Annotated in this window: 22 protein-coding genes and 1 riboswitch; of the genes, 12 read left to right on the forward strand and 10 right to left on the reverse strand. The window is 60.1% G+C overall.

The genetic code is table 11. The features are described from left to right. Positions 1 to 42: 42 nt before the first annotated feature. Both ispG and E8M77_RS03755 read left to right on the forward strand, forming a co-directional pair. Positions 43 to 1,287: a flavodoxin-dependent (E)-4-hydroxy-3-methylbut-2-enyl-diphosphate synthase gene (gene ispG, locus E8M77_RS03750; protein ID WP_137129281.1), complete on the forward strand. Its 1,245-nt coding sequence runs from the start codon at positions 43 to 45 to the stop codon at positions 1,285 to 1,287. 84 nt (positions 1,288 to 1,371) lie between these two features. Then, positions 1,372 to 2,037 (forward strand): OmpA family protein, encoded by a 666-nt coding sequence (locus E8M77_RS03755; protein WP_137129282.1) that lies wholly within the window; start codon positions 1,372 to 1,374, stop codon positions 2,035 to 2,037. 60 nt (positions 2,038 to 2,097) lie between these two features. Here E8M77_RS03755 and E8M77_RS03760 read toward each other — a convergent pair whose 3' ends face one another. Both E8M77_RS03760 and E8M77_RS03765 read right to left on the reverse strand, forming a co-directional pair. After that, positions 2,098 to 2,739, reverse strand: coding sequence for a LysE family translocator (locus tag E8M77_RS03760; protein ID WP_137129283.1), 642 nt, complete (start codon positions 2,737 to 2,739; stop codon positions 2,098 to 2,100). Positions 2,740 to 2,849: 110 nt separating this feature from the next. Further along, positions 2,850 to 3,758, reverse strand: coding sequence for a polyprenyl synthetase family protein (locus E8M77_RS03765; RefSeq protein WP_137129492.1), 909 nt, complete (start codon positions 3,756 to 3,758; stop codon positions 2,850 to 2,852). Positions 3,759 to 3,970: 212 nt separating this feature from the next. On the opposite strand from E8M77_RS03765, the gene mtgA reads away from it, so the two are divergent. The 3 genes from mtgA to rpmF all read left to right on the forward strand — a co-directional run bounded on the left by mtgA (position 3,971) and on the right by rpmF (position 5,749). Next, positions 3,971 to 4,681, forward strand: coding sequence for a monofunctional biosynthetic peptidoglycan transglycosylase (gene mtgA, locus E8M77_RS03770; RefSeq protein ID WP_246659124.1), 711 nt, complete (start codon positions 3,971 to 3,973; stop codon positions 4,679 to 4,681). A gap of 82 nt (positions 4,682 to 4,763) precedes the next feature. Beyond that, entirely contained in the window at positions 4,764 to 5,411 is a 648-nt protein-coding gene (locus E8M77_RS03775; RefSeq protein ID WP_137129285.1) for a glutathione S-transferase family protein, read from the forward strand. A 152-nt stretch (positions 5,412 to 5,563) separates the two neighbouring features. Further along, positions 5,564 to 5,749: a 50S ribosomal protein L32 gene (gene rpmF / locus E8M77_RS03780; RefSeq protein WP_137129286.1), complete on the forward strand. Its 186-nt coding sequence runs from the start codon at positions 5,564 to 5,566 to the stop codon at positions 5,747 to 5,749. 153 nt (positions 5,750 to 5,902) lie between these two features. Here the strand turns inward: rpmF and phaR are convergent, their stop codons facing one another. Beyond that, on the reverse strand, positions 5,903 to 6,499 hold the full coding sequence (gene phaR, locus E8M77_RS03785; RefSeq protein ID WP_137129287.1) for a polyhydroxyalkanoate synthesis repressor PhaR: 597 nt from the start codon (positions 6,497 to 6,499) through the stop codon (positions 5,903 to 5,905). 237 nt (positions 6,500 to 6,736) lie between these two features. Here phaR and E8M77_RS03790 point away from each other — a divergent pair, with 237 nt between their 5' ends. Both E8M77_RS03790 and E8M77_RS03795 read left to right on the forward strand, forming a co-directional pair. Further along, a complete protein-coding gene (locus E8M77_RS03790) occupies positions 6,737 to 7,918 on the forward strand; it encodes an acetyl-CoA C-acetyltransferase (protein WP_137129288.1) in 1,182 nt (393 codons plus the stop codon). Between the two features lie 92 nt (positions 7,919 to 8,010). Beyond that, positions 8,011 to 8,736: a beta-ketoacyl-ACP reductase gene (locus E8M77_RS03795; protein ID WP_137129289.1), complete on the forward strand. Its 726-nt coding sequence runs from the start codon at positions 8,011 to 8,013 to the stop codon at positions 8,734 to 8,736. A 98-nt stretch (positions 8,737 to 8,834) separates the two neighbouring features. On the opposite strand, the gene E8M77_RS03800 is transcribed toward E8M77_RS03795, so the two are convergent. Both E8M77_RS03800 and E8M77_RS03805 read right to left on the reverse strand, forming a co-directional pair. Then, complete coding sequence (locus tag E8M77_RS03800; RefSeq protein WP_137129290.1) at positions 8,835 to 9,089, reverse strand: YMGG-like glycine zipper-containing protein; 255 nt, start codon at positions 9,087 to 9,089, stop codon at positions 8,835 to 8,837. Between the two features lie 34 nt (positions 9,090 to 9,123). Further along, positions 9,124 to 9,276: a DUF3309 family protein gene (locus E8M77_RS03805; protein ID WP_137129291.1), complete on the reverse strand. Its 153-nt coding sequence runs from the start codon at positions 9,274 to 9,276 to the stop codon at positions 9,124 to 9,126. 354 nt (positions 9,277 to 9,630) lie between these two features. Here E8M77_RS03805 and E8M77_RS03810 point away from each other — a divergent pair, with 354 nt between their 5' ends. The 5 genes from E8M77_RS03810 to E8M77_RS03830 all read left to right on the forward strand — a co-directional run bounded on the left by E8M77_RS03810 (position 9,631) and on the right by E8M77_RS03830 (position 15,693). Next, positions 9,631 to 12,732 (forward strand): helicase-related protein, encoded by a 3,102-nt coding sequence (locus tag E8M77_RS03810; RefSeq protein ID WP_137129493.1) that lies wholly within the window; start codon positions 9,631 to 9,633, stop codon positions 12,730 to 12,732. 2 nt (positions 12,733 to 12,734) lie between these two features. Then, complete coding sequence (locus tag E8M77_RS03815) at positions 12,735 to 13,073, forward strand: RNA-binding S4 domain-containing protein (protein ID WP_137129292.1); 339 nt, start codon at positions 12,735 to 12,737, stop codon at positions 13,071 to 13,073. 211 nt (positions 13,074 to 13,284) lie between these two features. Continuing rightward, the gene (gene fdxA, locus E8M77_RS03820) at positions 13,285 to 13,623 is read left to right on the forward strand and encodes a ferredoxin FdxA (RefSeq protein ID WP_137129293.1); all 339 of its coding nucleotides are present in this window, start codon (positions 13,285 to 13,287) and stop codon (positions 13,621 to 13,623) included. 365 nt (positions 13,624 to 13,988) lie between these two features. Further along, on the forward strand, positions 13,989 to 14,558 hold the full coding sequence (locus E8M77_RS03825; RefSeq protein ID WP_137129294.1) for a CarD family transcriptional regulator: 570 nt from the start codon (positions 13,989 to 13,991) through the stop codon (positions 14,556 to 14,558). Positions 14,559 to 14,829: 271 nt separating this feature from the next. After that, on the forward strand, positions 14,830 to 15,693 hold the full coding sequence (locus tag E8M77_RS03830; protein ID WP_137129295.1) for an RNA polymerase factor sigma-32: 864 nt from the start codon (positions 14,830 to 14,832) through the stop codon (positions 15,691 to 15,693). A 24-nt stretch (positions 15,694 to 15,717) separates the two neighbouring features. Here the strand turns inward: E8M77_RS03830 and E8M77_RS03835 are convergent, their stop codons facing one another. The 5 genes from E8M77_RS03835 to E8M77_RS03855 form a co-directional block, all read right to left on the reverse strand. After that, positions 15,718 to 17,166 carry a M48 family metalloprotease gene (locus tag E8M77_RS03835; protein ID WP_246659125.1) on the reverse strand — a complete coding sequence of 483 codons (1,449 nt, stop codon included), beginning with the start codon at positions 17,164 to 17,166 and terminating at the stop codon, positions 15,718 to 15,720. Positions 17,167 to 17,490: 324 nt separating this feature from the next. Then, on the reverse strand, positions 17,491 to 18,180 hold the full coding sequence (locus tag E8M77_RS03840) for an ATP-binding cassette domain-containing protein (RefSeq protein WP_137129296.1): 690 nt from the start codon (positions 18,178 to 18,180) through the stop codon (positions 17,491 to 17,493). Beyond that, entirely contained in the window at positions 18,177 to 19,793 is a 1,617-nt protein-coding gene (gene thiP, locus E8M77_RS03845; RefSeq protein ID WP_137129297.1) for a thiamine/thiamine pyrophosphate ABC transporter permease, read from the reverse strand. The genes E8M77_RS03840 and thiP overlap by 4 nt, the downstream gene beginning before the upstream one ends. Before the next feature lie 6 nt (positions 19,794 to 19,799). After that, the gene (gene thiB, locus E8M77_RS03850; protein ID WP_137129298.1) at positions 19,800 to 20,813 is read right to left on the reverse strand and encodes a thiamine ABC transporter substrate binding subunit; all 1,014 of its coding nucleotides are present in this window, start codon (positions 20,811 to 20,813) and stop codon (positions 19,800 to 19,802) included. A gap of 41 nt (positions 20,814 to 20,854) precedes the next feature. After that, positions 20,855 to 20,957, reverse strand: a riboswitch (TPP riboswitch). Positions 20,958 to 21,011: 54 nt separating this feature from the next. Beyond that, the gene (locus tag E8M77_RS03855) at positions 21,012 to 21,464 is read right to left on the reverse strand and encodes a response regulator (protein ID WP_137129299.1); all 453 of its coding nucleotides are present in this window, start codon (positions 21,462 to 21,464) and stop codon (positions 21,012 to 21,014) included. Positions 21,465 to 21,511 lie beyond the last annotated feature (47 nt).

Genomic DNA, 21,511 nt, shown 5'->3' on the forward strand with positions numbered 1-21,511 from the left:
TCCACCTGAGAAGCACTTTCTCCCACAAACCGTGAGACGCTGATGCCTGCCGATTATGATCCGAAACCGCGTCGTGCCTCAGTTGCCGTCGATGTCGGCGGCGTGATTGTCGGCGGCGGCGCGCCCGTCGTCGTTCAATCGATGACCAATACCGATACGGCCGATATTGACGGCACCGTTGCCCAGGTGGCGGCGCTGCACAAGGCGGGTTCGGAAATCGTGCGCATCACGGTGGACCGCGATGAGAGTGCAGCCGCCGTGCCGAAAATCCGCGACCGGCTGCTACGGCTGGGGCTCGATGTGCCGCTTGTGGGCGATTTCCACTATATCGGCCACCGGTTGCTGGCCGATCATCCGGACTGTGCCGAAGCGTTGGCCAAATACCGCATCAATCCGGGCAATGTCGGCTTCAAAGACAAGAAGGACAAGCAGTTCGCCGATATCGTCGAAATGGCGATCCGCTATGACAAACCGGTGCGCATCGGCGTCAACTGGGGTTCGCTCGACCAGGATCTCTTGACCACGCTCATGGACCGCAATGCAGAAGCCGGTTCGCCTTTGTCTGCCCGTCAGGTCATGCACGAGGCCATCGTGCAATCAGCGCTGATTTCGGCGGAACTGGCCGAGCAGATCGGCCTGCCGCGCAACCGTATCATCCTGTCGGCCAAGGTCAGCCAGGTGCAGGACCTGATCGCGGTCTATTCCATGCTGTCGGAACGCTCCGACCATGCGCTGCATCTGGGATTGACGGAAGCCGGCATGGGATCGAAGGGCATTGTCGCTTCGGCCGCTTCCATGGGCTATGTGCTGCAGCACGGGATCGGCGACACCATCCGCGTGTCATTGACGCCTGAGCCGAATGGTGACCGCACCCGTGAAGTGCAGGTCGCCCAGGAGCTTTTGCAGGTCATGGGTTTTCGCCAGTTCATTCCGGTGGTCGCTGCCTGTCCGGGTTGCGGGCGCACCACCTCGACGGTCTTCCAGGAACTGGCGCAGAATATCCAGAACGATATCCGCAAGAACATGCCTGTCTGGCGCGAGAAATATCCGGGCGTCGAGGCGCTGAACGTCGCGGTGATGGGCTGCATCGTCAACGGACCGGGTGAAAGCAAGCATGCCGATATCGGCATTTCTCTGCCCGGAACCGGCGAGACGCCGGCTGCTCCGGTCTTCATCGATGGCGAGAAAGCGCTGACTTTGCGCGGCCCCAATATCGCTGCCGATTTCGAGGTGCTGGTGGCAGATTATATCGAAAAGCGCTTTGGCCGGAAGACGGCAGCCGAATAGCGTCATTCGATGGCGGTGGCCTCCTCGGTATTGCCGCAATTCATGGTAATGGACGAGTGAGACGACGACAGGGACGGTGATTCCATGATGAAGAAGCTTGCATTGGTTGCTCTCTGCGCGACCTATCTTTCTGCCTGCACGACAACTGACCCCTATACGGGCCAGCAAAAGGTTTCCAACACGGCCGGTGGTGCTGCCATCGGCGCGGGTCTAGGCGCGCTTGCCGGCCTTGCCGTCGGCGGTTCGCCTGTCGGCCGGCGCAATGCCGCACTGATCGGTGCCGGCGTCGGTGCGCTCGCCGGTGGCGCCATCGGCAATTACATGGACCAGCAGGAAGCCGAACTGCGTGCACAACTGCAGGGCACGGGCATTTCCGTGACCCGCGTTGGCGATCGCATCATTTTGAACATGCCGTCCAACATCACCTTCCCGACGGATCAGGATCAGGTCCTGGCGGGCTTCTACCCGACGCTGGATTCGGTGGCGCTGGTGCTCAACAAGTTCAACCGCACGCTGGTGGATGTGAACGGCCATACGGATTCGACCGGCAGTCTTGCGCATAACCAGGAACTGTCGGAGCGTCGTGCGGCTTCGGTTGCCAACTATCTCGGCGGTCGTGGCGTCGATCAGCGCCGCATGTCGACGCTCGGCTTTGGCCCATCGCAGCCGGTCGCCTCGAATGCAACGCCTGCTGGCCGGGCGCAGAACCGCCGCGTGGAAATCCAGATCGCACCGATCACACAAGGTTGATCGGCCGGGTTTCAGATATTGCAAAAGGCGTCGCGCAAGCGGCGCCTTTTTCGTTGATGCTCACAAAGCGCTTGAAATCATTTTGGCACCGGCTGCGCCGAAGAAAAGCGCCATCAGGGCATCCAGCGGACGCCGTGCGCTTTTGTACAGATGGACGGCTCTGGTTGTCGAAAACAGCAGCGCATAGGTCATGAAGACGGTAAAGCCAGTCAGCAGGCATCCGCAGACCACCAGCATGACCGAACCGGCCGAAGCCCCCGGTGGAAGCCCCAGCGAAATGGTGGCGAGCCAGCCGAAAATAGCCTTCGGATTGGTCATATGAATGGCGTAGCCGGTGAGAAACGTGCGCCAGAGACGTGTCTCTACCGTTGGTCGCTCCAGATCCGTGGTCGATGCGGGCCGGACAAGACCTCTTGCTGCCTTGAAAGCCAGGTAGAGCATGTAGATGCCACCCAGAACCTTCAGGATCTGCAGAATCTCTCCATAGCGGGTCAAAATGGCCGAGAGGCCGAGTGCCGCTGCCATGGCCCATGTAAAGGAGCCAGTAAATATGCCAAGTGCGATGACAATGCCCCGCTTTCGGCCTTCATTCATCGCTGTCCCCATGATGGCGAGATTGGCCGGGCCAGGCGTTATCACCGCAACAAGGTAAACTGTGTAGGCGGCCAGAAGCTGCGGCAGGTTGTGCATCAATTCGGACATTGGAAAACTCGATCTGTGGACAATGCCCGCACCATAGGGGAAGCAGGCGCCATCAACACGCGCCGAGTTTTGATGGAAAGCGTCACATTTTCGAATGGATCGGGTGGTGATCAGCTGCTGCGGTTGGCAACGAAGCGCGCAGTGGCCGCAAGAATATCAGCCTTTTCCCCATAGGATGCCAGGATGTTGATGGCATTGGTGACCAGTTGATCGAGACGGGTTTCAGCCCAGGCCAGCCCGTGACGGCCCACCAGCGTTGCCTTGCCGCGGTCTGCATCCTTGCCGGTCGCCTTGCCCATGGTCTTGGCATCTGAGGTCACGTCCAGCACGTCGTCGGCAAGTTGGAAGGCCAGGCCGATCTGTTCACCGAACTGGCGTAGGCGTGCGCGGTCAGCCGCACTTGCGCCAGCAATCATCGGGCCTGCCTCGCAGGCAAAGCGCAAAAGCGCGCCGGTTTTCATCGCCTGCAGAGTGATGATGCCATCTTCATCAGGCGCCTTCGTCTCTGCCGCCAGATCCAGCGCCTGTCCGCCGGCCATGCCGCCAATGCCGGCAGCCCGTGAAAGCGCCAGAACCAATTGAACCTTGCGGTCGTCCGGCAGATCGGTTTCGGGTGCGGCGATCACATCGAAGGCGAAGGTCAACAGGCTGTCGCCGGCCAGGATGGCGGTTGCTTCGTCAAAGGCCTTGTGCACTGTCGGCTGGCCGCGGCGCGTATCGTCGTCGTCCATGGCCGGCAGGTCGTCATGGATCAGCGAATAGCTGTGCAGGCATTCAAGCGCCGCGCCGACGCGGGCCGCCGCCGATGCATTGCCGGCAAACAGTGCCGTGGTTTGCGATACCAGGAAAGGCCGCAACCGCTTGCCGCCATTCAGCGTGCCGTGGCGCATGGCAGCCAGAAGCCCGGCGGGGCGGGCGATCTCGTCATCCAGCGTCGCCTCGGCCAGAAGACTGGACAGCAGGTCCTGTGTTTCTGCGGCGCATTCGTGCAGATAGCGGTCGAAGTGATCGTGATCCATGAGCGTCATTGCGGTTCATTGGCATGGCGAAACGAGGCTTGCAACGGAGATTTGCCGAAAAGCCGGAAGGACAGGCCGGCTGCACTGGTCTTGTAACCCGTCTGCAGCTATGTACGGCAAGTATCGAAGAGAACGAGTGGAAAAAGTTGGACGTCTCACCCGAGCGGCAGCCCGAAGAGCCCGACCGGCTCGACGAGGAGCCACAACAGCCCTTGGAGGAAGAGACCGTGCCGAGACCGGGCCGCAGTGTTTCGCTCTGGGTGCGGCGCGTGGCACTGGCGCTCGCTGCAATCTTTATCCTACCCTATGCGCTTGTGCTTCTTTATGCTTTGCCCTTTCTGCATCCGATTTCCACCCTTATGCTGGCGGATGCCGCCTTACTGCGCGGCTATGACCGGCGCTGGGTGTCGCTGGACGAGATCGCGCCGGTCCTGGTGCAATCCGTCATGATGTCCGAGGATGGCCAGTTCTGTGCTCATGGCGGTGTCGATTGGGTGCAGATGCGCGGCGTCGTGGAGGATGCGCTGGAGGGCGAGGCAACCCGTGGCGCCAGCACCATTCCCATGCAGACGGTCAAGAACCTCTTTCTCTGGAACAGCCGTTCCTTTGTGCGCAAGGCCATGGAAGTGCCGCTGGCGCTATGGGCGGATTTCTTCTGGTCCAAGGAGCGGATCATGGAAATCTATCTGAATGTCGCGGAATGGGGTCCTGGCATCTATGGCATCGAGGCGGCGGCGCGCCATCACTTCAAGGTGCCGGCGGCAAAGCTCAGCCGCAGGCAGGCCGCGCTGCTCGCCGTCTCGCTGCCCAATCCCATTACCCGCGTCGCCTCCAAGCCTGGTCGCGGCATGCAGCGGCTTGCCACGGTGGTCGAACGACGCGCCAATGGTTCGGGCGAATACATCAGATGTCTTTATGACTAAGGACAGAATTTTTGGTTGGTGCCCGCTGTAACTGCCGGTGTAACCTCTGCCCACCCTCGATAGGCTGTAAGGTTGCACGATCATGGATGGACTGGTTCTCTACATTGCCAACAAGAATTATTCCTCCTGGTCGTTTCGGCCATGGATAGCGCTCAAGGCTGCCGGCATTGCCTTCGAGGAGGTGCTGATCCCCTTTGATGACCATGGTGGCAATCCGCTGTTCCGCGAGTTTTCGCCCACCGGCAAAGTGCCGGTTCTCAAGCATGGCAGCCTGCATGTCTGGGAATCGCTGTCGATCATCGAATATGTGGCCGAGCTTTATCCGGATGCCGGGATCTGGCCGCTCGACCCGGCGGATCGCGCCATGGCGCGGTCGATTTCGATGGAAATGCTGTCGGGGTTCCGCGCGCTGCGCGGTGCCTGCCCAATGAACTTCCGCCGGCCGAAGCGCAGGATCGACTTGCCGGACGGTGTGATGGATGATGTGGCGCGGATCACCCAGATCTGGAAGACCATGCGTGCACGGTCTGGTGGACCTTTCCTGTTTGGCGAATTCTCGGCAGCTGATGCCATGTTTGCGCCGGTTGTGAACCGGTTGGATGTCTACGACCTTGACGTCGATGCCGCGACGGTGGATTACATGGCCATCATGCAGGCGCATCCGGCCTGGATTGCCTGGCGCGAAGCAGCGCTTGCCGAAACCTGGATCGTGCCGGCCGACGAAGCCTGATTCGACCCGATCTGGAAAAAATCCCGGCAGGGACTGGTCAAGCCCCGGATTGCCATGTATAAGCCCGGCAAATTTCCGAGATCGAGACGTGTCGGGTTCGGCCCAATTCGGGCTGCGGAGCATGTTTTGCACGACAATTTGGAGTAACGAAAATGGCTGTACCGAAGAGAAAAACGAGCCCGTCGAAGCGCGGTATGCGCCGCTCCGCTGACGCGCTGCAGACCCCGACCTATGTCGAAGACAAGAACTCCGGCGAACTGCGCCGTCCGCACCACATCGACCTGAAGACGGGCATGTATCGCGGTCGCCAGGTTCTGACGCCGAAGGAAAGCGCATAATCTCACCTGAGATTGCGTAAACGGAAGGCCGGCTTTGCCCGGCCTTTTTTGTTGCCTGCCGTTTGGATTCTATCTGGATCTGATCGGTGAGGCGCGCATAAAAGAGGGCCGCGGTTGCCCGCAGCCCTTCCATATCGGCAAAGTTAAAAGGCTTTAGGAGCCGAGGTTGTCCAGCCGCGTTTGCAGCGTGCGCAACTGCTCCTTCAGATCGTCGAGATCGCGTGCATCCGGTGCCTTCTTTGCATCCGCCGCTCCGGGAGCCGCGCCACCGGGGGCGGTGAAAGGCGAGAACATCTGCATGGCCTGACGGAACACGTCCGTATTGCGGCGGACCTGCTCTTCCATCATCTGGATCGGCATCTGCAGGTTCTTGGTCAGCGGTGTTTCGCCAAAGGCGCGGGTCATCTGCTCGCGCATCTGCGTTTGCTGGTCGGCAAAGGTCTTCATCGAATGCTCGAGGAAGGTCGGCACCACCATCTGCATCTGGTCACCGTAATAGGAAATCAACTGGCGCAGGAAGGAGATCGGCAGCAGCGTATTGCCGGTCTTGGATTCCTGCTCGAAGATGATTTGCGTCAGGACCGAGTGGGTGATGTCGTCACCGCTCTTGGCGTCCTGCACGGTAAAGTCGTCACCCTTTTTCACCATCTGCGCCAGGTCTTCCAGCGTCACATAGGTGCTGGTGCCTGTATTGTAGAGGCGGCGATTGGCATACTTTTTAATGACAACCTCACCATCCGTTTTTGCCATAATTGCCTCCTGATCCCGTCAATATGGTTTTTGGATATTTCTCTCCCGCACCAACTCTACGCTCAAACAATCGGAGCTGACAATCGATTTGTGCAATGCGAGACAGAGGATGCGTCAGGCAGGGTTGCGTGCAAACTTAACGAAACACATCAAATTCATCCCTTCGACCCCTTTGACTTGCGCGCAAAGCTTTGACAGTCTCATGTTCAACCAAAAAGAGATTTGGAGGAGATTTTCATGAGCCAGCCATCCATCGTGATTGCATCTGCCGGTCGTACAGCTGTGGGATCGTTCAACGGTTCTTTCGCAAACGTGCCTGCCCACGAACTCGGCGCTGCTGCAATCAGAGGTGTACTGGAGCGCGCAGGCGTCAGTGCAGCGGAAGTGGATGAAGTGATCCTCGGCCAGGTGCTTCCCGCAGGCGAGGGGCAGAACCCGGCCCGCCAGGCTGCGATGAAGGCCGGCACTCCGCAGGAAACCACCGCCTGGGGCATCAACCAGTTGTGCGGCTCTGGCCTTCGCGCCGTGGCACTCGGCATGCAGCAGATTGCGCTGGGCGATGCCAAGATCATTGTGGCCGGCGGCCAGGAATCCATGTCCATGGCACCGCATTGCGCGCATCTGCGCAGCGGCACCAAGATGGGCGACATGAAGATGGTCGACACCATGATCAAGGACGGCCTGACAGATGCCTTCTATGGCTATCACATGGGCACGACGGCGGAAAACATAGCCCGCCAGTGGCAGCTGTCGCGCGACGAACAGGACCAGTTCGCCGTTGGTTCGCAGAACAAGGCCGAGGCTGCGCAGACGGCCGGGCGCTTTGCCGATGAAATTATCCCCTTCGTCATCAAGGGCCGCAAGGGCGACGTGACTGTGGATGCAGACGAGTATATCCGTGCCGGCGCAACGCTGGAGAGCATGACCAAGCTGCGCCCGGCTTTCGACAAAGAAGGCACGGTCACCGCCGGCAATGCCTCGGGTCTCAATGATGGTGCGGCCGCAGCCCTTCTGATGAGCGAAGAGGAAGCCGTGCGTCGCGGCATCACGCCACTGGTGCGCATCGTGTCCTGGGCAACGGCAGGCGTTGATCCGCAGATCATGGGTACCGGGCCGATCCCGGCATCGCGCAAGGCGCTGGAAAAAGCCGGCTGGTCTGTCGGTGATCTCGATCTGGTCGAGGCGAACGAGGCATTTGCCGCGCAGGCCTGCGCTGTCAACAAGGACATGGGCTGGGATCCGTCGATCGTCAACGTCAATGGCGGTGCCATTGCCATTGGCCATCCGATCGGCGCATCGGGTGCTCGCGTTCTCAACACGCTTGTTTTTGAAATGAAGCGTCGCGGCGCCAAGAAGGGCCTGGCGACACTGTGCATCGGCGGCGGGATGGGCGTTGCCATGTGCTTTGAAGCCATGTGAGGGCTTGAGCCAATAGCGGTACAGGGGTTTAGAACAAACCGGCCCAACCACGCAGAAGGGCCGGAAAATGTCCAGTAGGGGGGAGTTTTTGCATGACGAGAGTTGCATTGGTTTCCGGTGGCACGCGCGGCATTGGCGCAGCCATCGCCACCGCTTTGAAGGCGGCCGGATACAAGGTCGCGGCCAATTATGCCGGCAATGACGAGAGGGCCAAGGCCTTCGAAGCCGAAACCGGTATTCCGGTGTTCAAATGGGATGTATCCTCTTATGAGGCATGCTTGGAAGGCATTGCCAAGGTGGAAGCGGCGCTCGGTCCCGTTGATGTGCTGGTCAACAATGCCGGCATTACCCGTGATGCGATGTTCCACAAGATGACGCCAGCGCAATGGAGCGAGGTGATCAACACCAATCTCACCGGCCTGTTCAACATGACCCACCCGGTCTGGTCGGGCATGCGTGACCGTGGCTTTGGCCGCGTCATCAATATTTCCTCGATCAATGGCCAGAAGGGCCAGATGGGCCAGGCGAACTATTCGGCGGCCAAGGCCGGCGATATTGGTTTCACCAAGGCACTGGCGCAGGAGGGTGCCGCCAAAAACGTCACCGTCAATGTCATTTGCCCCGGTTATATCGGTACGGAAATGGTGATGGCCGTGCCGGAAAAGGTGATGAACGAGCGCATCCTGCCGCAGATTCCGGTGGGGCGCCTGGGGCAACCGGAAGAAATCGCCCGCTGCGTCGTCTTCCTTGCCGCAGACGAGGCCGGCTTTATCACCGGATCGACGATTTCGGCCAATGGTGGTCAGTATTTCGTCTGATCGCACAGGCGCTGTTGCGTCTTAGGCAACTCGAAAACGCATGACACAGAAAAACCGGCGCAGAGGCCTGCGCCGGTTTTTTATGGTTTTAGAAGTATTTAGCGGCAGCGTGCTTCGTAGGTGCCGCCATTGCGATTGCGATAGACGCAATAGCCGCGACGCTCTTGCGACTGACCGATCGCTGCGCCGACCACGCCACCGGCCACCGCGCCAACGGCTGCACCGCCCCAGCTGTTCGATACGGCACCACCGATGATCGCGCCGGATCCCGCACCAATCGCCGTGCCTTTTTCCGTCGCCGTGCATGATGCCAGCATGCCAACCATGGCCATAATGCCCAAAATCTTCTTCATATCCTGTTTCCTTCTATGTTCACGAAATGCAGTTTTATATCCGGCCCATCACGAGCAGGATGATCAGGATGAGGACCACCAGTCCAAGACCGCCCGAAGGGCCATAACCCCAGTTGCGGCTATGACCCCAGTTCGGAAGCGCTCCGACTACGAGAAGAATAAGGATGACGAGCAGGATGGTGCTCATGGGGTGGTCTCCGATACATATTCAAACGACGACTGTCGTCATGTGCGGCGAAAACGTTGTGGCGCGCCTATTGTTCCATAGTCATTGCCGCGTTGCCCCTGGGTGACGCCGATCGGAGGAACAAAAGCTGAATCATTCGGAGTCAGCGATTCGTCGCCTATTCGTTCGTTGCCTGTTCCAGGCCATCCGCGGTTTGTCGCAAAGCCGCTGTTTGGAGGATTTTCAGCGCTTTGACCGGCATATGGCGAGTTGTGGCTTGCCTTCTGGGTGAGGCGACGCCATGTGTGGGGCGGTTGCGTCACGAACCGGGCGGCCAAACACACAGTGCGGATATAGTCTTTGAATTCCCAACCCATGATCTTGAGCGGTCGCGGCGTCACCGCGGTCCTCGGCCCGACCAATACCGGCAAGACGCATTACGCCATCGAGCGCATGGTTGCCCATGGTTCTGGCGTGATCGGATTGCCGTTGCGGCTTCTGGCGCGCGAGGTTTACACCCGCGTGGTCGAGAAAGTGGGCGTGGCGCATGTGGCGCTGGTGACCGGTGAGGAAAAGATCTCGCCGCCCAATGCGCGCTTTTCCGTCTGCACTGTCGAGGCCATGCCGCGCGAGACAAAATCCGCTTTTGTTGCCATCGATGAAGTGCAGCTGGCTGGTGACCTGGAGCGAGGCCATATCTTTACCGACCGCATTCTGCATTTGCGCGGCCGCGAGGAGACGCTGCTTCTGGGTGCCGGCACCATGCGGCCCATCCTGGAAAAGCTGCTGCCGGGCATCACCATTGTCGAGCGCCCGCGCCTCTCGACGCTGTTTTATGCCGGCCAGAAGAAGATCACCCGCCTGCCGCAGCGCTCGGCCATCGTCGCCTTTTCGGCAGAGGAAGTCTATGCGATTGCCGAGCTTATCCGCCGCCAGCGCGGTGGCGCAGCGGTGGTGCTGGGCGCGCTCAGCCCGCGCACCCGCAATGCCCAGGTGGGGCTCTATCAGAACGGCGATGTGGAATATCTGGTGGCGACCGATGCCATTGGCATGGGGCTCAACCTTGATGTCGATCATGTTGCCTTTGCCCAGGATCGCAAATTCGACGGCTATCAGTTCCGTGATCTCAATCCCGGCGAGCTTGGCCAGATTGCCGGGCGTGCCGGGCGTCATCTGAAGGACGGCACATTTGGTGTGACCGGTCATGTACAGCCTTTTGATGATGAGCTTGTGCAGCGCATTGAGGGCCATCATTTCGACCAGGTGAAAGTGCTGCAGTGGCGCTCCAAGGCGGTGGATTATTCCTCGCTGCGCGATCTGCGGGCAAGCCTTGATGTCGCGCCCGTTGTGCCGGGGCTGACACGCGCACTTCCCGCCACCGATAGCCAGGCGCTGGATTACCTTTCGCGCTATCCCGAGATTGTTGATCTCGCCACCTCGCCCCGGCGGGTGGAAACCCTCTGGGAGGCCTGTGCGCTTCCCGATTACCGCCGTATTACGCCGGCGCAGCATGCCGACCTGATTTCGACGATTTTTTCCGATCTGGTGCGCTTTGGTGCCGTGAACGAAAATTTCATGGCTGAACAGGTAGAGCGCGCCAACCGGATGGACGGCGAAATAGACACGCTGTCTGCGCGAATCGCGCAGATTCGCACCTGGACCTATGTATCGAACCGGCCCGGTTGGCTTGCCCATCCGACACACTGGCAAGAAAAGACGCGGGAAATAGAGGACAGGTTGTCCGACGCGCTACATGAAAGGTTGACGAAACGCTTTGTTGATCGCAGGACATCTGTGCTCATGAAGCGCCTGAGAGAGAATGCGATGCTGGAAGCTGAAATTAGTGTAAATGGCGATGTCTTCGTCGAAGGACATCACGTCGGCCAACTCGCCGGTTTCCGGTTTACGCCGGTTTCCGGTACGGAAGGTCCGGATGCAAAGGCTGTCCAGACAGCTGCGCAGAAGGCTCTGTCGCTGGAGTTCGAAGCGCGGGCGGCCAGGCTCTATGCCTGTGGCAACAATGATCTGGCCGTGGGCTCGGATGGTTATGTGCGCTGGCTCGGCGAGCCGGTGGCAAAGCTGACGGCCAGCGATCACATCATGCATCCGCGGCTGATCGTGCTGGCTGACGAGCAATTGACCGGCAATGCGCGCGATCATGTGGCGGCGCGTATCGAGCGCTTCGTCAACCATCACATTTCCACGGTCCTGAAGCCGCTTGACGATCTGTCGCGCGCTGAAGACCTGCAGGGTCTGGCCAAGGGGCTGGCCTTCCAGCTGGTCGAAAACCTGGGCGTATTGTTTCGCCGCGACGTGGCCGATGATGTCAAGACGCTGGACCAGGATGCGCGCGCTTCGATGCGTCGCTACGGCATCCGCTTCGGCGCCTATCACATTTTTATGCCCGCCCTGCTCAAGCCTGCCCCGGCCGAACTGATTACGCTGCTCTGGGCGCTGAAGAATGACGGTCTCGACAAGCCAGGCTATGGCGATCTGATCCCGGCGCTGGCCGCTGGCCGCACCTCGGTGGTCACCGATCCAAGCTTCGAGCGCACATTCTACAAGCTGGCCGGTTTCCGCTTCCTTGGAAAGCGCGCCGTGCGTGTCGATATTCTGGAGCGTCTGGCAGATCTCATCCGTCCGCTCCTGCAATGGAAGCCGGGTCCTGCCGCGCGTCCTGAAGGCGCCTATGACGGTCGTCGCTTCACGACGACCACCGCTATGCTGTCGATCCTGGGTGCAACGCCGGACGATATGGAAGAAATCCTGAAGGGTCTCGGCTACCGCGCCGACAGCGTCAGTGCCGAGGAAGCGCAGACCTTCCTTGCCAGCCAGAAGGGGAGCACATCCGCTGCCGCGCCGGCTGTGGCTGATGAAGTTCCGGCGCAGGACGGTGATGATGCCGATGCCGCAGGTGAAGAGGCTTCCGTTCCGGCGGATGCCGAGACGGCGAGCCAGCCGTCCGCTGATGCCGTTGACGCAAGCCCGCAGGATGCTGTCGCTGGTTCGGAGGCAAGCACTGCGTCTGACGCTACGGCCTCCGAAGAGCCGAAGCCCGTTCTTCTGTGGCGCCCCGGTGGCGGGCGCAGCGATAACCAGCGTTCGGGTCGCCCGCAGGGCGAGCGTCGCGCGCCGGCAAACCGTGCGCCTGGCGAAGGTCGCCGCGACAATCCGCGCCGTGGCGAGGACCGTCCTGACCAGGCTGCCCGTGGCAACCGCGACGGTGCAAACCGCGAAGGTGGCAATCGTGACGGCGCAAACCGGGATGGCGGCAAGCCGCGTGGCGATCGCCGCCCGGAAGGCAAGGGTGATCGTCCTCCCCGTGCAGATCGTCCCGATCGGCAGGACCGCAGTGACCGCGGCAAGCCGGTTCAACCGCAGCGCTTCGAGGCAAAGCCGCCGCGCAAGGAAAAGCCGGTAGATCCGGATTCGCCTTTCGCCAAGCTCGCTGCCCTGAAGGAGCAGATGAAGAAGTAGCGATGTCGGAAAAGCCGTTTGGAGATGAGCGTCAGCGCCTCGACAAGTGGCTTTTCTTCTCGCGTCTCGTCAGGTCCCGCGCGCTTGCGCAGGACCTGATCGGTGCAGGCTTCGTGCGCGTCAACGGCCAGCCCGTGACCCAGCCAAGCCGGTTGCTGAAGATCGGCGATCGGCTTGAACTCGTTCTGGAGCGTCGAGACGTAGTGCTCGTTGTCAAAGCGCCAGGCGCCAGGCGCGGAACACCCGCCGAGGCTCGTCTTCTCTTCGAGGATCTGACGCCACAGCAGGCACCGCTCTCGGCCTTTGAACGGGCTCAGCGCAAGTTGCGGCCTGATGGCTGAGGCGATCTGCTGTCCCTCAAAGCGCTGAGAACAAACGTTCTCTTTTGTCGCTGCAGACGGGATTGTTTACCCTTGCTAAGCGCTTTCAAAGCCATTAGGGACACAGGAAAAGCTGGGCTGAACGCAAGAGGTCCGTTGGTTTTGCCTTGTCCGGCCGCCGAGGCACTCCTGTCGTCGATGCAGGCCAACCGTGATGTGACTGGAGTGAATCATGACGTATGTCGTGACCGACAATTGTATCCGCTGCAAGTATACCGACTGTGTTGAAGTCTGCCCCGTGGATTGCTTTTACGAGGGTGAGAACTTTCTGGCTATCAATCCGGATGAGTGCATCGATTGCGGAGTCTGTGAACCGGAATGTCCGGCCGAGGCCATCAAGCCGGATACGGAACCGGGCCTCGACAAATGGCTCAAGGTGAATGCGGAATATGCCGCAATATGGCCGAACATCACCGTCAAGCGCGATGCCATGCCGGAAGCCAAGGAAATGGATGGCGTCGCCAACAAGTTCGAGCAGTATTTCTCGGCGGAACCGGGCAAGGGCGATTGATGGCCCTTGGCACGGTTACCTTTAACCCTGCTTAAGGATTGTGCAGGGAATCGGGAGTTGCGTCTGTGCATCTGCGAAAGCAAATCATTGATTTCCTCCCATTTTTGTGGTAGACAACAAAAACTGTTCCACAAAGCGGCATTCGCGTGCCCAAAAACATCACGAAAGCAATAGAGCATCCGGCGCGGTTTCCGTGACATAGCCCTTTTTGGATCTTGTCCTCGACCTCGGTATGGATGTTGTTTTCGCGCGCGTTTGGTCGGACCAGTATGGAGTCACCCGACGGTTCCCCCGTCTCATCCGGGCCTGACTGACCCGGCCCCGGCCACGACGACCGGGTGCGTAACAGGGAGTTTGTTAAACGTATGACGACCCAGCAGAAAAAATCTTCAGCGCGCCACGGCTTCAAGACCGGCGAATCGATCGTGTATCCGGCGCACGGAGTGGGAACTATCACGGCGATCGAGGAGCAGGAAGTAGCTGGTATGAAGCTCGAACTGTTCGTAATCGATTTTGAAAAGGACAAAATGCGCCTCAAGGTGCCGGTCGCAAAGGCCGTCAGCATTGGCATGCGCAAATTGTCCGAGACGGATTTTGTCGAGCGTGCATTGAAGGTCGTTCAGGGCAAGGCACGGGTCAAGCGTACCATGTGGTCACGCCGTGCCCAGGAATACGATGCCAAGATCAATTCCGGTGATCTGATCTCGATCGCCGAAGTTGTTCGTGACCTGTATCGTGCCGAAAACCAGCCCGAGCAGTCTTACTCGGAACGTCAACTGTATGAAGCCGCTCTTGACCGCATGGCGCGCGAAATCGCTGCCGTGAACAAGATGTCGGATACGGAAGCTGTTCGTCTCGTCGAAGTCAATCTTGCCAAGGGCCCAAAGCGCAGCAAGGTCATTGAAGAAGACGAGTCGCACGAAGAGGCCGCCTGAGGCTTTCTGCTGCCTCATGCTTCTACCCAAGAACCCGGCGAAAGCCGGGTTTTTTTGTTGGAACTTTTGCCGATCCAGAACGTTTTCCCGCCGGTACGGCGAAAAGTGCTGCTCTTTTTGCAATGTTTATTCGCTGTAGCGCACCGGCAGGGTCCCGATCTTCCGGCTGCATCACCAGGGAAGCAGCAGGGCATGTCCTTTCGCGTCCGCATCCTGCGGGCCTTTGGGGGTATCCGGTGCTGTCGGGTCACACAGTTCCATGGAGAGCGCGATGAATGCCATGACCGCAGACCGCAATATGATCAAGATTGCCATGTCGGCGCCCTATCTCGCCCGTGAAGAGGAACGAGATCTGGCCATCCGCTGGAAAGACGATCACGACCAGGGCGCGCGCAACCAGATTGCACTTGCCCATATGCGTCTGGTCATTGCCATGGCGTCCAAGTTTCGCGGTTTCGGTCTGCCGATGAGTGATCTTGTACAGGAGGGCTATGTAGGGCTGCTGGAGGCAGCGGCAAGGTTTGAGCCAGCGCGGGACGTACGATTTTCGACCTATGCCAGCTGGTGGATTCGTGCCTCAATGCAGGATTATATCCTGCGCAATTGGTCGATCGTGCGCGGTGGCACCAGTTCGGCACAAAAGGCGCTCTTCTTCAATCTGCGCCGACTGCGCGCCAAGCTGGCGCGCGGCGACAGTAACCTGACTGCCCGTGCCATCCATGAAGAGATTGCAACAGCCTTGGGCGTCAGCGTTTCGGATGTCCAGACCATGGATGCAAGGCTGTCCGGCAATGATGCCTCGCTGCAGGCGCCGTCGATTGCCGGCGATACCGATAGTGTCGAGCGGCTCGATATGCTGGAAAGCGGGGAACCGCTGCCCGATGAACAGGTGTCTGGCATGATTGACGGTGAGCGCCGGATGAAGTGGCTGAATGGCGCGCTGACAAAGCTCAATGATCGGGAAAAAAAGATCATTCGGGCCCGTCGCCTGACGGATGAGGGCGCGACGCTGGAAGCGCTTGGTGCTGAACTGGGCATTTCCAAGGAACGTGTGCGCCAGATCGAAAGCCGTGCCATTGAGAAGTTGAAGTCGGCGCTTGTGACCATCAATCCGCAGATGGCGGCCGTGGGCTGATCGGCCTGCCCGCCCCGGATTTTTCTATTCGGAAATAATCTTGACCCTCTGGCCGGCAGAGAGCGTGGCGCCCGCCGGCAAAGCGTTGATGAGCTTGAACAGGTCGAGTTTGCGATCCGTGCCCATCATGCGGGCGGCAAGCGTTGTCATGTTGTCGACCGATCCGACAGTGACGACCCGCACGCGTAGCGGCTTCAACTGCGTAATTTCCTGCGGCGTCATGCGACGAAAACTGTTGCGCAGCGTATCAGCCGTGGATTGCAGCGATGTGCTGCCCTTCGGCACGGCCGTCAGGAAGCGGAAAATCTTCTTGCCGTCCCGCACCACTGTCACGTCGAAATCCCAGCGCTCGGCTGTGGCGCGGGCCGTGGCCGCAGACAAACCATTGACTGTGGTGTCGCGCACCGTTTCCGGCAAAAGGCCGGCGACCCATCCACTTGTCAGATAGTTCTTCAGGTCCTGGGCCTCATCGGCCTCGACGCCATCAAAGCGTATGGCGGTCTCGTCGGGGCCGGTGGCGAGGACCGCTTCTACCTTGTTGTCGATGCGAAAGCCCTCCGGCACATCGAAGCGGATCCCGAGCCCGGCATGAAGGAATGTATCGTTGCGCACATAGCCTTCATCCGGGCTGTCGCCGTAGAGAAGCCCGTCGATGCCGGTCAGATAGTAGTCGCGTCCCCGGTCTCCCACCGTGCCCTCCTGGCCAAAAGCGCGGGCATGCTGGCGGGCAAGCTCCACGCGCTGCGGCGCATTGGGATGGCTGGAGAGAAAGTCGAGGCTTTGGTCGGTTTCCGGGTCCACGGAAGAGTAGCGCGCATAGGCTGCCATCGAATCCAGGAACCGTGCCGCGGCATAGGGGTCGTAGCCGGCTTCTCCCAACATGCGTACGCCGATCACATCGGCCTGCAATTCCTGCTGACGCGAGAAGGCCGCCAGCCGCAACTTGCCGCGCGCCAACGCCTGCTTGCCGGCCAGATCGCTCGACAGGACTTCGGCCACGACGCGGCTGGCAATCACTTCGGCTTCTTCGCGCTTCTGGCGCTCTATGCCGTGATTGGCGGTCACATGCGCCATTTCATGGCTGAGCACGGCGGCCACTTCTGCCGCGTCGTTTGCCAGGGCGAGCAGTCCGCGCGTGACATAGAGATAGCCGCCGGGCAGCGCGAAGGCATTGATGGCTGGAGAATTCAAAATGGTGATGCGGTAGGACTGGTTGGGGTTTTCCGAAACCGCTGTCAGGGCACCGGTGATGCGGGCCACCAGCCGTTCGGTTTTCGCATCATGATATTCGCCGCCATAGCTTGCAACGATGCGTGGGTGCTCGCGCGCACCCATCTGGGCGCGTGGATCGTTCTTCTGCACCTCATCGACGATCTGCGGACTGGCGGAGGGTTTGACGTCTGCCTGATAGCTCTGGTCGAGAATAGTTTGGCAGCCCGAAAGGATGGTGGCGGCGGCCAGAAGCGTCAGCATGGCGCGCGCACCGCGACGGCCTTGCCATCCCCTGCGGGAGGCTCCCATCACGCGGTCCGTGCCGCTGGTATCCATAGTCGTCCGTTCACCTGGAACCGTCATTCTTTCAAGCCCGCCATCCGGCGCATCCCACGGCGTCTGCCCTTCCGCCGCTGTCCTGCGGATGGCCTGTCGCTCGCGTGTCGCTCCGTTCTTCATTTAAGTAGAACAGTGGCGCGCGCAAGCAATCATCCTTACCCATTTTGCATTGCGGCATCGCATCGCCCCACGTCCAAAATGTGGCGGACTGGTTGACGCTTTATGAAGGGCGGTCAAATTTGCTGATCACCCAGGCATGTTTTTGTGCGGAAATGGCATCTTGCCGGCCTCATCCAAAACCCGGCCCTGATCGATAGACACGACATCATCGGCCAGCCGTTCCACTTCTGCGCGATCATGGGTGACGAGAAGGATCGTGTTGCCGCTTTCCCGATGAAGATCAAGCAGAAGTTCGGCCATCGCCTCGCGAAGATCAGCATCCAGCGCTGCAAAGGGCTCATCCAGCAGCAGCAGCGGGCGCTTGCGCACAAGGGCTCTGGCAAAGGCTGCTCTTTGTCTTTCGCCACCAGACAGGGTGCCCGGCATGCGCTTCTCAAAGCCTTGAAGCCCCACCCGTTTGAGAGCGACCGAGACCGCCTGTCTCTCATCCTTGGACAGGCGCAAACCGGGATGGATGCCGAGCCCGACATTGGTGAAAAGATCGAGATGTCCGAAGAGATTATTGTCCTGAAAGACGAGCGACAGCGGCCGCGCGCCTGGATGCTGACCTGTGACGTCGTTGCCCGCAATCAGGATGCGACCATGATCCGGCTGTTCGAAACCGGCGACCAGATTGAGCAGCGTCGATTTTCCCGAGCCGGACGGGCCGGTAATGGCGGTGATCCGGCCTTGCGCAAAGGTGCAATCAAAGGCAAAGCGTGCCTCGCCAAGGCCAAGCCTTACCTCTTCCAGTCGCACGGCCGTATTTTCGCTCATTTCGCTTCCCTGTGGCCAGCCGTCCCGATCGCCGTCAGGATCAGGCAAATGAGACCGAGGATCAGTGCCAGCCCGTCGGCATCATTGGTACGGTAGCTGCCAAGCCGGCTATAGACCAGCCAGGGCAGAGTGACGAGATCCTGCGAGCCGAACAGGGCAACGGCACCAAGATCGCCAAGCGATAGCGCCATGGCAAAGGACAGCGCCATGGCAAGCGGCCGGCGCAGGATCGGCCAGTCGATCAGGCGAAGGCGCGCAAGACCGCTGATGTTGAGGCTTGCCGCCAATCGGTCCGTGCGCCTCGCATGGGTCTCGAAAGCTGGCGCCAGCACGCGGATGACGAATGGCAGCGCCATCAGCATGTTGATGGCCGCGACCAGTAAAGGTGCGGCACGGCTGACCTCGAAGACTGGTCGCACCAATAGAAACCAGCCGGTACCGAGCACCACTGGTGGCACGAGCAGCACCAGCGATGATTGCGCAGACAGAAGCCCGGACAAAAGGGTGAGCGCGCTTGGTGGATTGCGCAGGTCTGCGACGGCAGCCTTTGCGGCAATCATGCCGATAGAGACCAGTATGGCGGAGAGGCCGGCCATCAGGGCAATGCTGAGACTGGTGAGGGTTGCCTGATGAAAAGCGGGCAGGTGCACAAGCCGCCAGAGATCTGCTTTCAGCCCGGCTGTGACAATTGCTGCGAGCGGTAGAGCAAGGAACAGGGTCGCCGTGACAATCACGGCCATATCCCAGAACCGGGCACCGGGACCTCGGCCATCAAAACGTCGGCTGGCGCGGCCCTCACCGGCGCCTGTTATATCTGCCGGCGGCAGGCGGCTGATGGCATAGAGAATGCAGGCCGTCAGCCCCATCTGCAGCAGCGCAAGTGAGACGGCGCGCGCCGGATCGAAATCGAACCGCAGTGCCTGGTAGATGGCGACCTCCAGCGTTGTCGCGGCCGGCCCGCCACCCAGCACCAGCACCAGCGTGAAACTGGTGGCACAGAGCATGAAGATCAGGCCGGCGGCACCCGGTAGGATGCGCGCCAGCGCCGGGGCCTCGATGAAGCGCAGCACGCAAAGCGGGCGCATGCCAAGGCTTGCCGAAAGGCGCCAATATTCCGCTGGCAGCCGTTCCAACCCGGCCAGCATCAGGCGGCATGCCAGCGGCAGGTTGAAGAAGACATGCGCCAGCAGGATGCCGGAAAGGCCATAAATGCTGATGGGCTGTTGCAGGCCAAGCGTCAGCAGCATCTGGTTCATCAGGCCCTGGCGGCCGAAAATGCCGATCAATCCCAGGGCGCCGATAAGAACCGGCAGGCCCATCGGCAGTGCCATCAGCCGCAGGATCCAGATCCGGCCGAAAAACTGCGGGCGGCGGGCCAGCGCCAATGCGACGGGCACGGCCAGAGCCGTGGAAAAGAGCGTTGAGAGCACCGCCTGCAGCACCGTGAAGCGCAGCAGGCTGAGTGTGTAGCTGTCAAACACAGAAGACAGGCCCTGCGTGGCCGGCGCCGCCGACAGAAGGGCTACCGTTGGCAAGGCAACGAGCAGGGAAACGACGGCAAGGCTCACCATGCCTGCCGCTAGTCCGCGCCGTCTCTCGCCCCGCGTCAGCATCGATTCTTAGTTCATGCTCATGGCCGAAAGCCATTCGCCGATCCAGGCCTGCCGGTTCTTCGCCACATCCTGCGGGCTCATCAGGAAGGTCTTGCCCGGCTGCACCAGTGTGGCGAAAGCTGCCGGCAGGGGCGCAGCTGTTGCTGCGGCGGGCATCATCCAGTTGGTGGTCGGAATGATCGACTGGAACTGCGGCGACAGCGTGAAGGCAAGGAACTGGCGCGCCAGATCCTTGTCCTTGGCCGATTTCAGCATGCCGGACACTTCGATCTGGATGTAATGGCCTTCCTCGAAGCGGGCGGCCTGATAGCGCTGCGTGTTCTCCTCGATCATGTGATAGGCTGGCGAGGTGACATAGGAAAACACCATCGGCACTTCGCCCTTGGTGAATAGGCCATAGGCTTCCGACCAGCCGGGCGTGACGGTGAGAATACGGGTCTTCAGCTTGGCCCAGGCTTCCGGCGCCTTGTCACCATAAACGGATTTGACCCACAGAAGCAGGCCAAGACCCGGTGTCGATGTGCGCGGATCCTGAATGGCGATCTTTTGCGCCGGATCGCCCTCCACCAGGTCCTTCAGGCTTTTCGGCGGGTTCTTGATCGTTTCGCTGTCATAGATCACGGCGAAATGGCCGTAATCATAGGGCAGGAAGATCTCCTCCTTGAAGCCGCCCGGAACCGTGACAGCGGATGTATCGATGCCAGCCGCTTCGAAAAGACCGGTATCCTTGGCTTCCTGCACGAGGTTCGTGTCGAGCCCGAGTGCAATATCGGCATCGGTAGAGACGCCCTCAAGCTTCAGGCGCGTCAGAAGCGCCACGCCATCGGCCACGCCGACGAAATTCAGCGTGCAGGCGCAGGTCTCTTCGAAAGCAGCCTTCACCTTGGGGCCGGGACCCCAATCGGCGATAAAGCTTTCATAGGTATAGACGGTCAGCACCTTCTTTTCCTGCGCAGTGGCTGGCGAAGTGCTGACGATGGCGGCCAGTGCCGCAATAGTAAGTGACAGGGTTTTACGCATCCGCGCCTCCATTTTTTATGTCAAAACGGGGAATAGGCGCTGGGTGCGAGCCGTCTAATCCCTCCGCCGGTGTTAACCGGATCAGGTTCCGCGGGTTGACGTTTCCGTCTCTCAGCCACCAGTGTGGCACCCCGTTAGAGCAGACGGAGATGTAATCGCCATCCGGGCCTTTGGCAAGCGCCCGCAGCTTCGTCGTTTTCAGTGATGCGTGTCGGGAAAAAGCTGCAATTCGCGTGGCATGACGGCAATGCCACCGAGCCGGCTTGCCAACGCATAGTCGATGCACTGTTCGAGGACACGCGGCAGGACAGGTTTGGCCACCACGCCGAGTGCCCCCTGCGCCTTGCCAATCAGTTGCTCAGGATTGGCGGTCATAAAAATGACAGTGATGCCGAAGCGCGCCGCCAGCTCTCGACCGATTCTCGGACCGGTCGCGCCGTCAGACAGGTTGACATCAACGAGTGCGATGTCGGCGTGATGAGCAAGCTTCAGCGCATGATCGCGTCCGCCGGCAATGCCGCTGACGGTCAGTCCCATGTCTTCAATCGTATCTGCCATGTCGAGGGCGATGATGAACTCGTCCTCGACAATCAAGACCCGTTGATCCTTGGCTGTGCTTTCCAGCCGACGACGCGACATGGGAGCCGACATGGGACAATCCTTTGCTTGACCGGTTTCCCGGTTCAGCAGACGCTAAA

This window comes from Rhizobium sp. FY34 (assembly GCF_005222845.1).
Taxonomy (GTDB): domain Bacteria; phylum Pseudomonadota; class Alphaproteobacteria; order Rhizobiales; family Rhizobiaceae; genus Neorhizobium.

Bases quoted from the DNA above. Each gene is read 5' to 3' on its own strand.
- E8M77_RS03765 (WP_137129492.1), bottom strand. From the start codon at position 3,758: ATGGATCACGATCACTTCGACCGCTATCTGCACGAATGCGCCGCAGAA.
- E8M77_RS03825 (WP_137129294.1), top strand. From the start codon at position 13,989: ATGACGACCCAGCAGAAAAAATCTTCAGCGCGCCACGGCTTCAAGACC.
- E8M77_RS03815 (WP_137129292.1), top strand. From the start codon at position 12,735: ATGTCGGAAAAGCCGTTTGGAGATGAGCGTCAGCGCCTCGACAAGTGG.
- rpmF (WP_137129286.1), top strand. From the start codon at position 5,564: ATGGCTGTACCGAAGAGAAAAACGAGCCCGTCGAAGCGCGGTATGCGC.
- phaR (WP_137129287.1), bottom strand. From the start codon at position 6,499: ATGGCAAAAACGGATGGTGAGGTTGTCATTAAAAAGTATGCCAATCGC.
- E8M77_RS03835 (WP_246659125.1), bottom strand. From the start codon at position 17,166: ATGCTGACGCTTCTGGCCGCCGCCACCATCCTTTCGGGCTGCCAAACT.
- E8M77_RS03760 (WP_137129283.1), bottom strand. From the start codon at position 2,739: ATGTCCGAATTGATGCACAACCTGCCGCAGCTTCTGGCCGCCTACACA.
- E8M77_RS03840 (WP_137129296.1), bottom strand. From the start codon at position 18,180: ATGAGCGAAAATACGGCCGTGCGACTGGAAGAGGTAAGGCTTGGCCTT.
- ispG (WP_137129281.1), top strand. From the start codon at position 43: ATGCCTGCCGATTATGATCCGAAACCGCGTCGTGCCTCAGTTGCCGTC.
- E8M77_RS03855 (WP_137129299.1), bottom strand. From the start codon at position 21,464: ATGTCGGCTCCCATGTCGCGTCGTCGGCTGGAAAGCACAGCCAAGGAT.
- E8M77_RS03800 (WP_137129290.1), bottom strand. From the start codon at position 9,089: ATGAAGAAGATTTTGGGCATTATGGCCATGGTTGGCATGCTGGCATCA.
- E8M77_RS03810 (WP_137129493.1), top strand. From the start codon at position 9,631: ATGATCTTGAGCGGTCGCGGCGTCACCGCGGTCCTCGGCCCGACCAAT.
- E8M77_RS03790 (WP_137129288.1), top strand. From the start codon at position 6,737: ATGAGCCAGCCATCCATCGTGATTGCATCTGCCGGTCGTACAGCTGTG.
- fdxA (WP_137129293.1), top strand. From the start codon at position 13,285: ATGACGTATGTCGTGACCGACAATTGTATCCGCTGCAAGTATACCGAC.
- E8M77_RS03805 (WP_137129291.1), bottom strand. From the start codon at position 9,276: ATGAGCACCATCCTGCTCGTCATCCTTATTCTTCTCGTAGTCGGAGCG.
- E8M77_RS03830 (WP_137129295.1), top strand. From the start codon at position 14,830: ATGAATGCCATGACCGCAGACCGCAATATGATCAAGATTGCCATGTCG.
- E8M77_RS03795 (WP_137129289.1), top strand. From the start codon at position 8,011: ATGACGAGAGTTGCATTGGTTTCCGGTGGCACGCGCGGCATTGGCGCA.
- thiP (WP_137129297.1), bottom strand. From the start codon at position 19,793: ATGCTGACGCGGGGCGAGAGACGGCGCGGACTAGCGGCAGGCATGGTG.
- E8M77_RS03755 (WP_137129282.1), top strand. From the start codon at position 1,372: ATGATGAAGAAGCTTGCATTGGTTGCTCTCTGCGCGACCTATCTTTCT.
- E8M77_RS03775 (WP_137129285.1), top strand. From the start codon at position 4,764: ATGGATGGACTGGTTCTCTACATTGCCAACAAGAATTATTCCTCCTGG.
- thiB (WP_137129298.1), bottom strand. From the start codon at position 20,813: ATGCGTAAAACCCTGTCACTTACTATTGCGGCACTGGCCGCCATCGTC.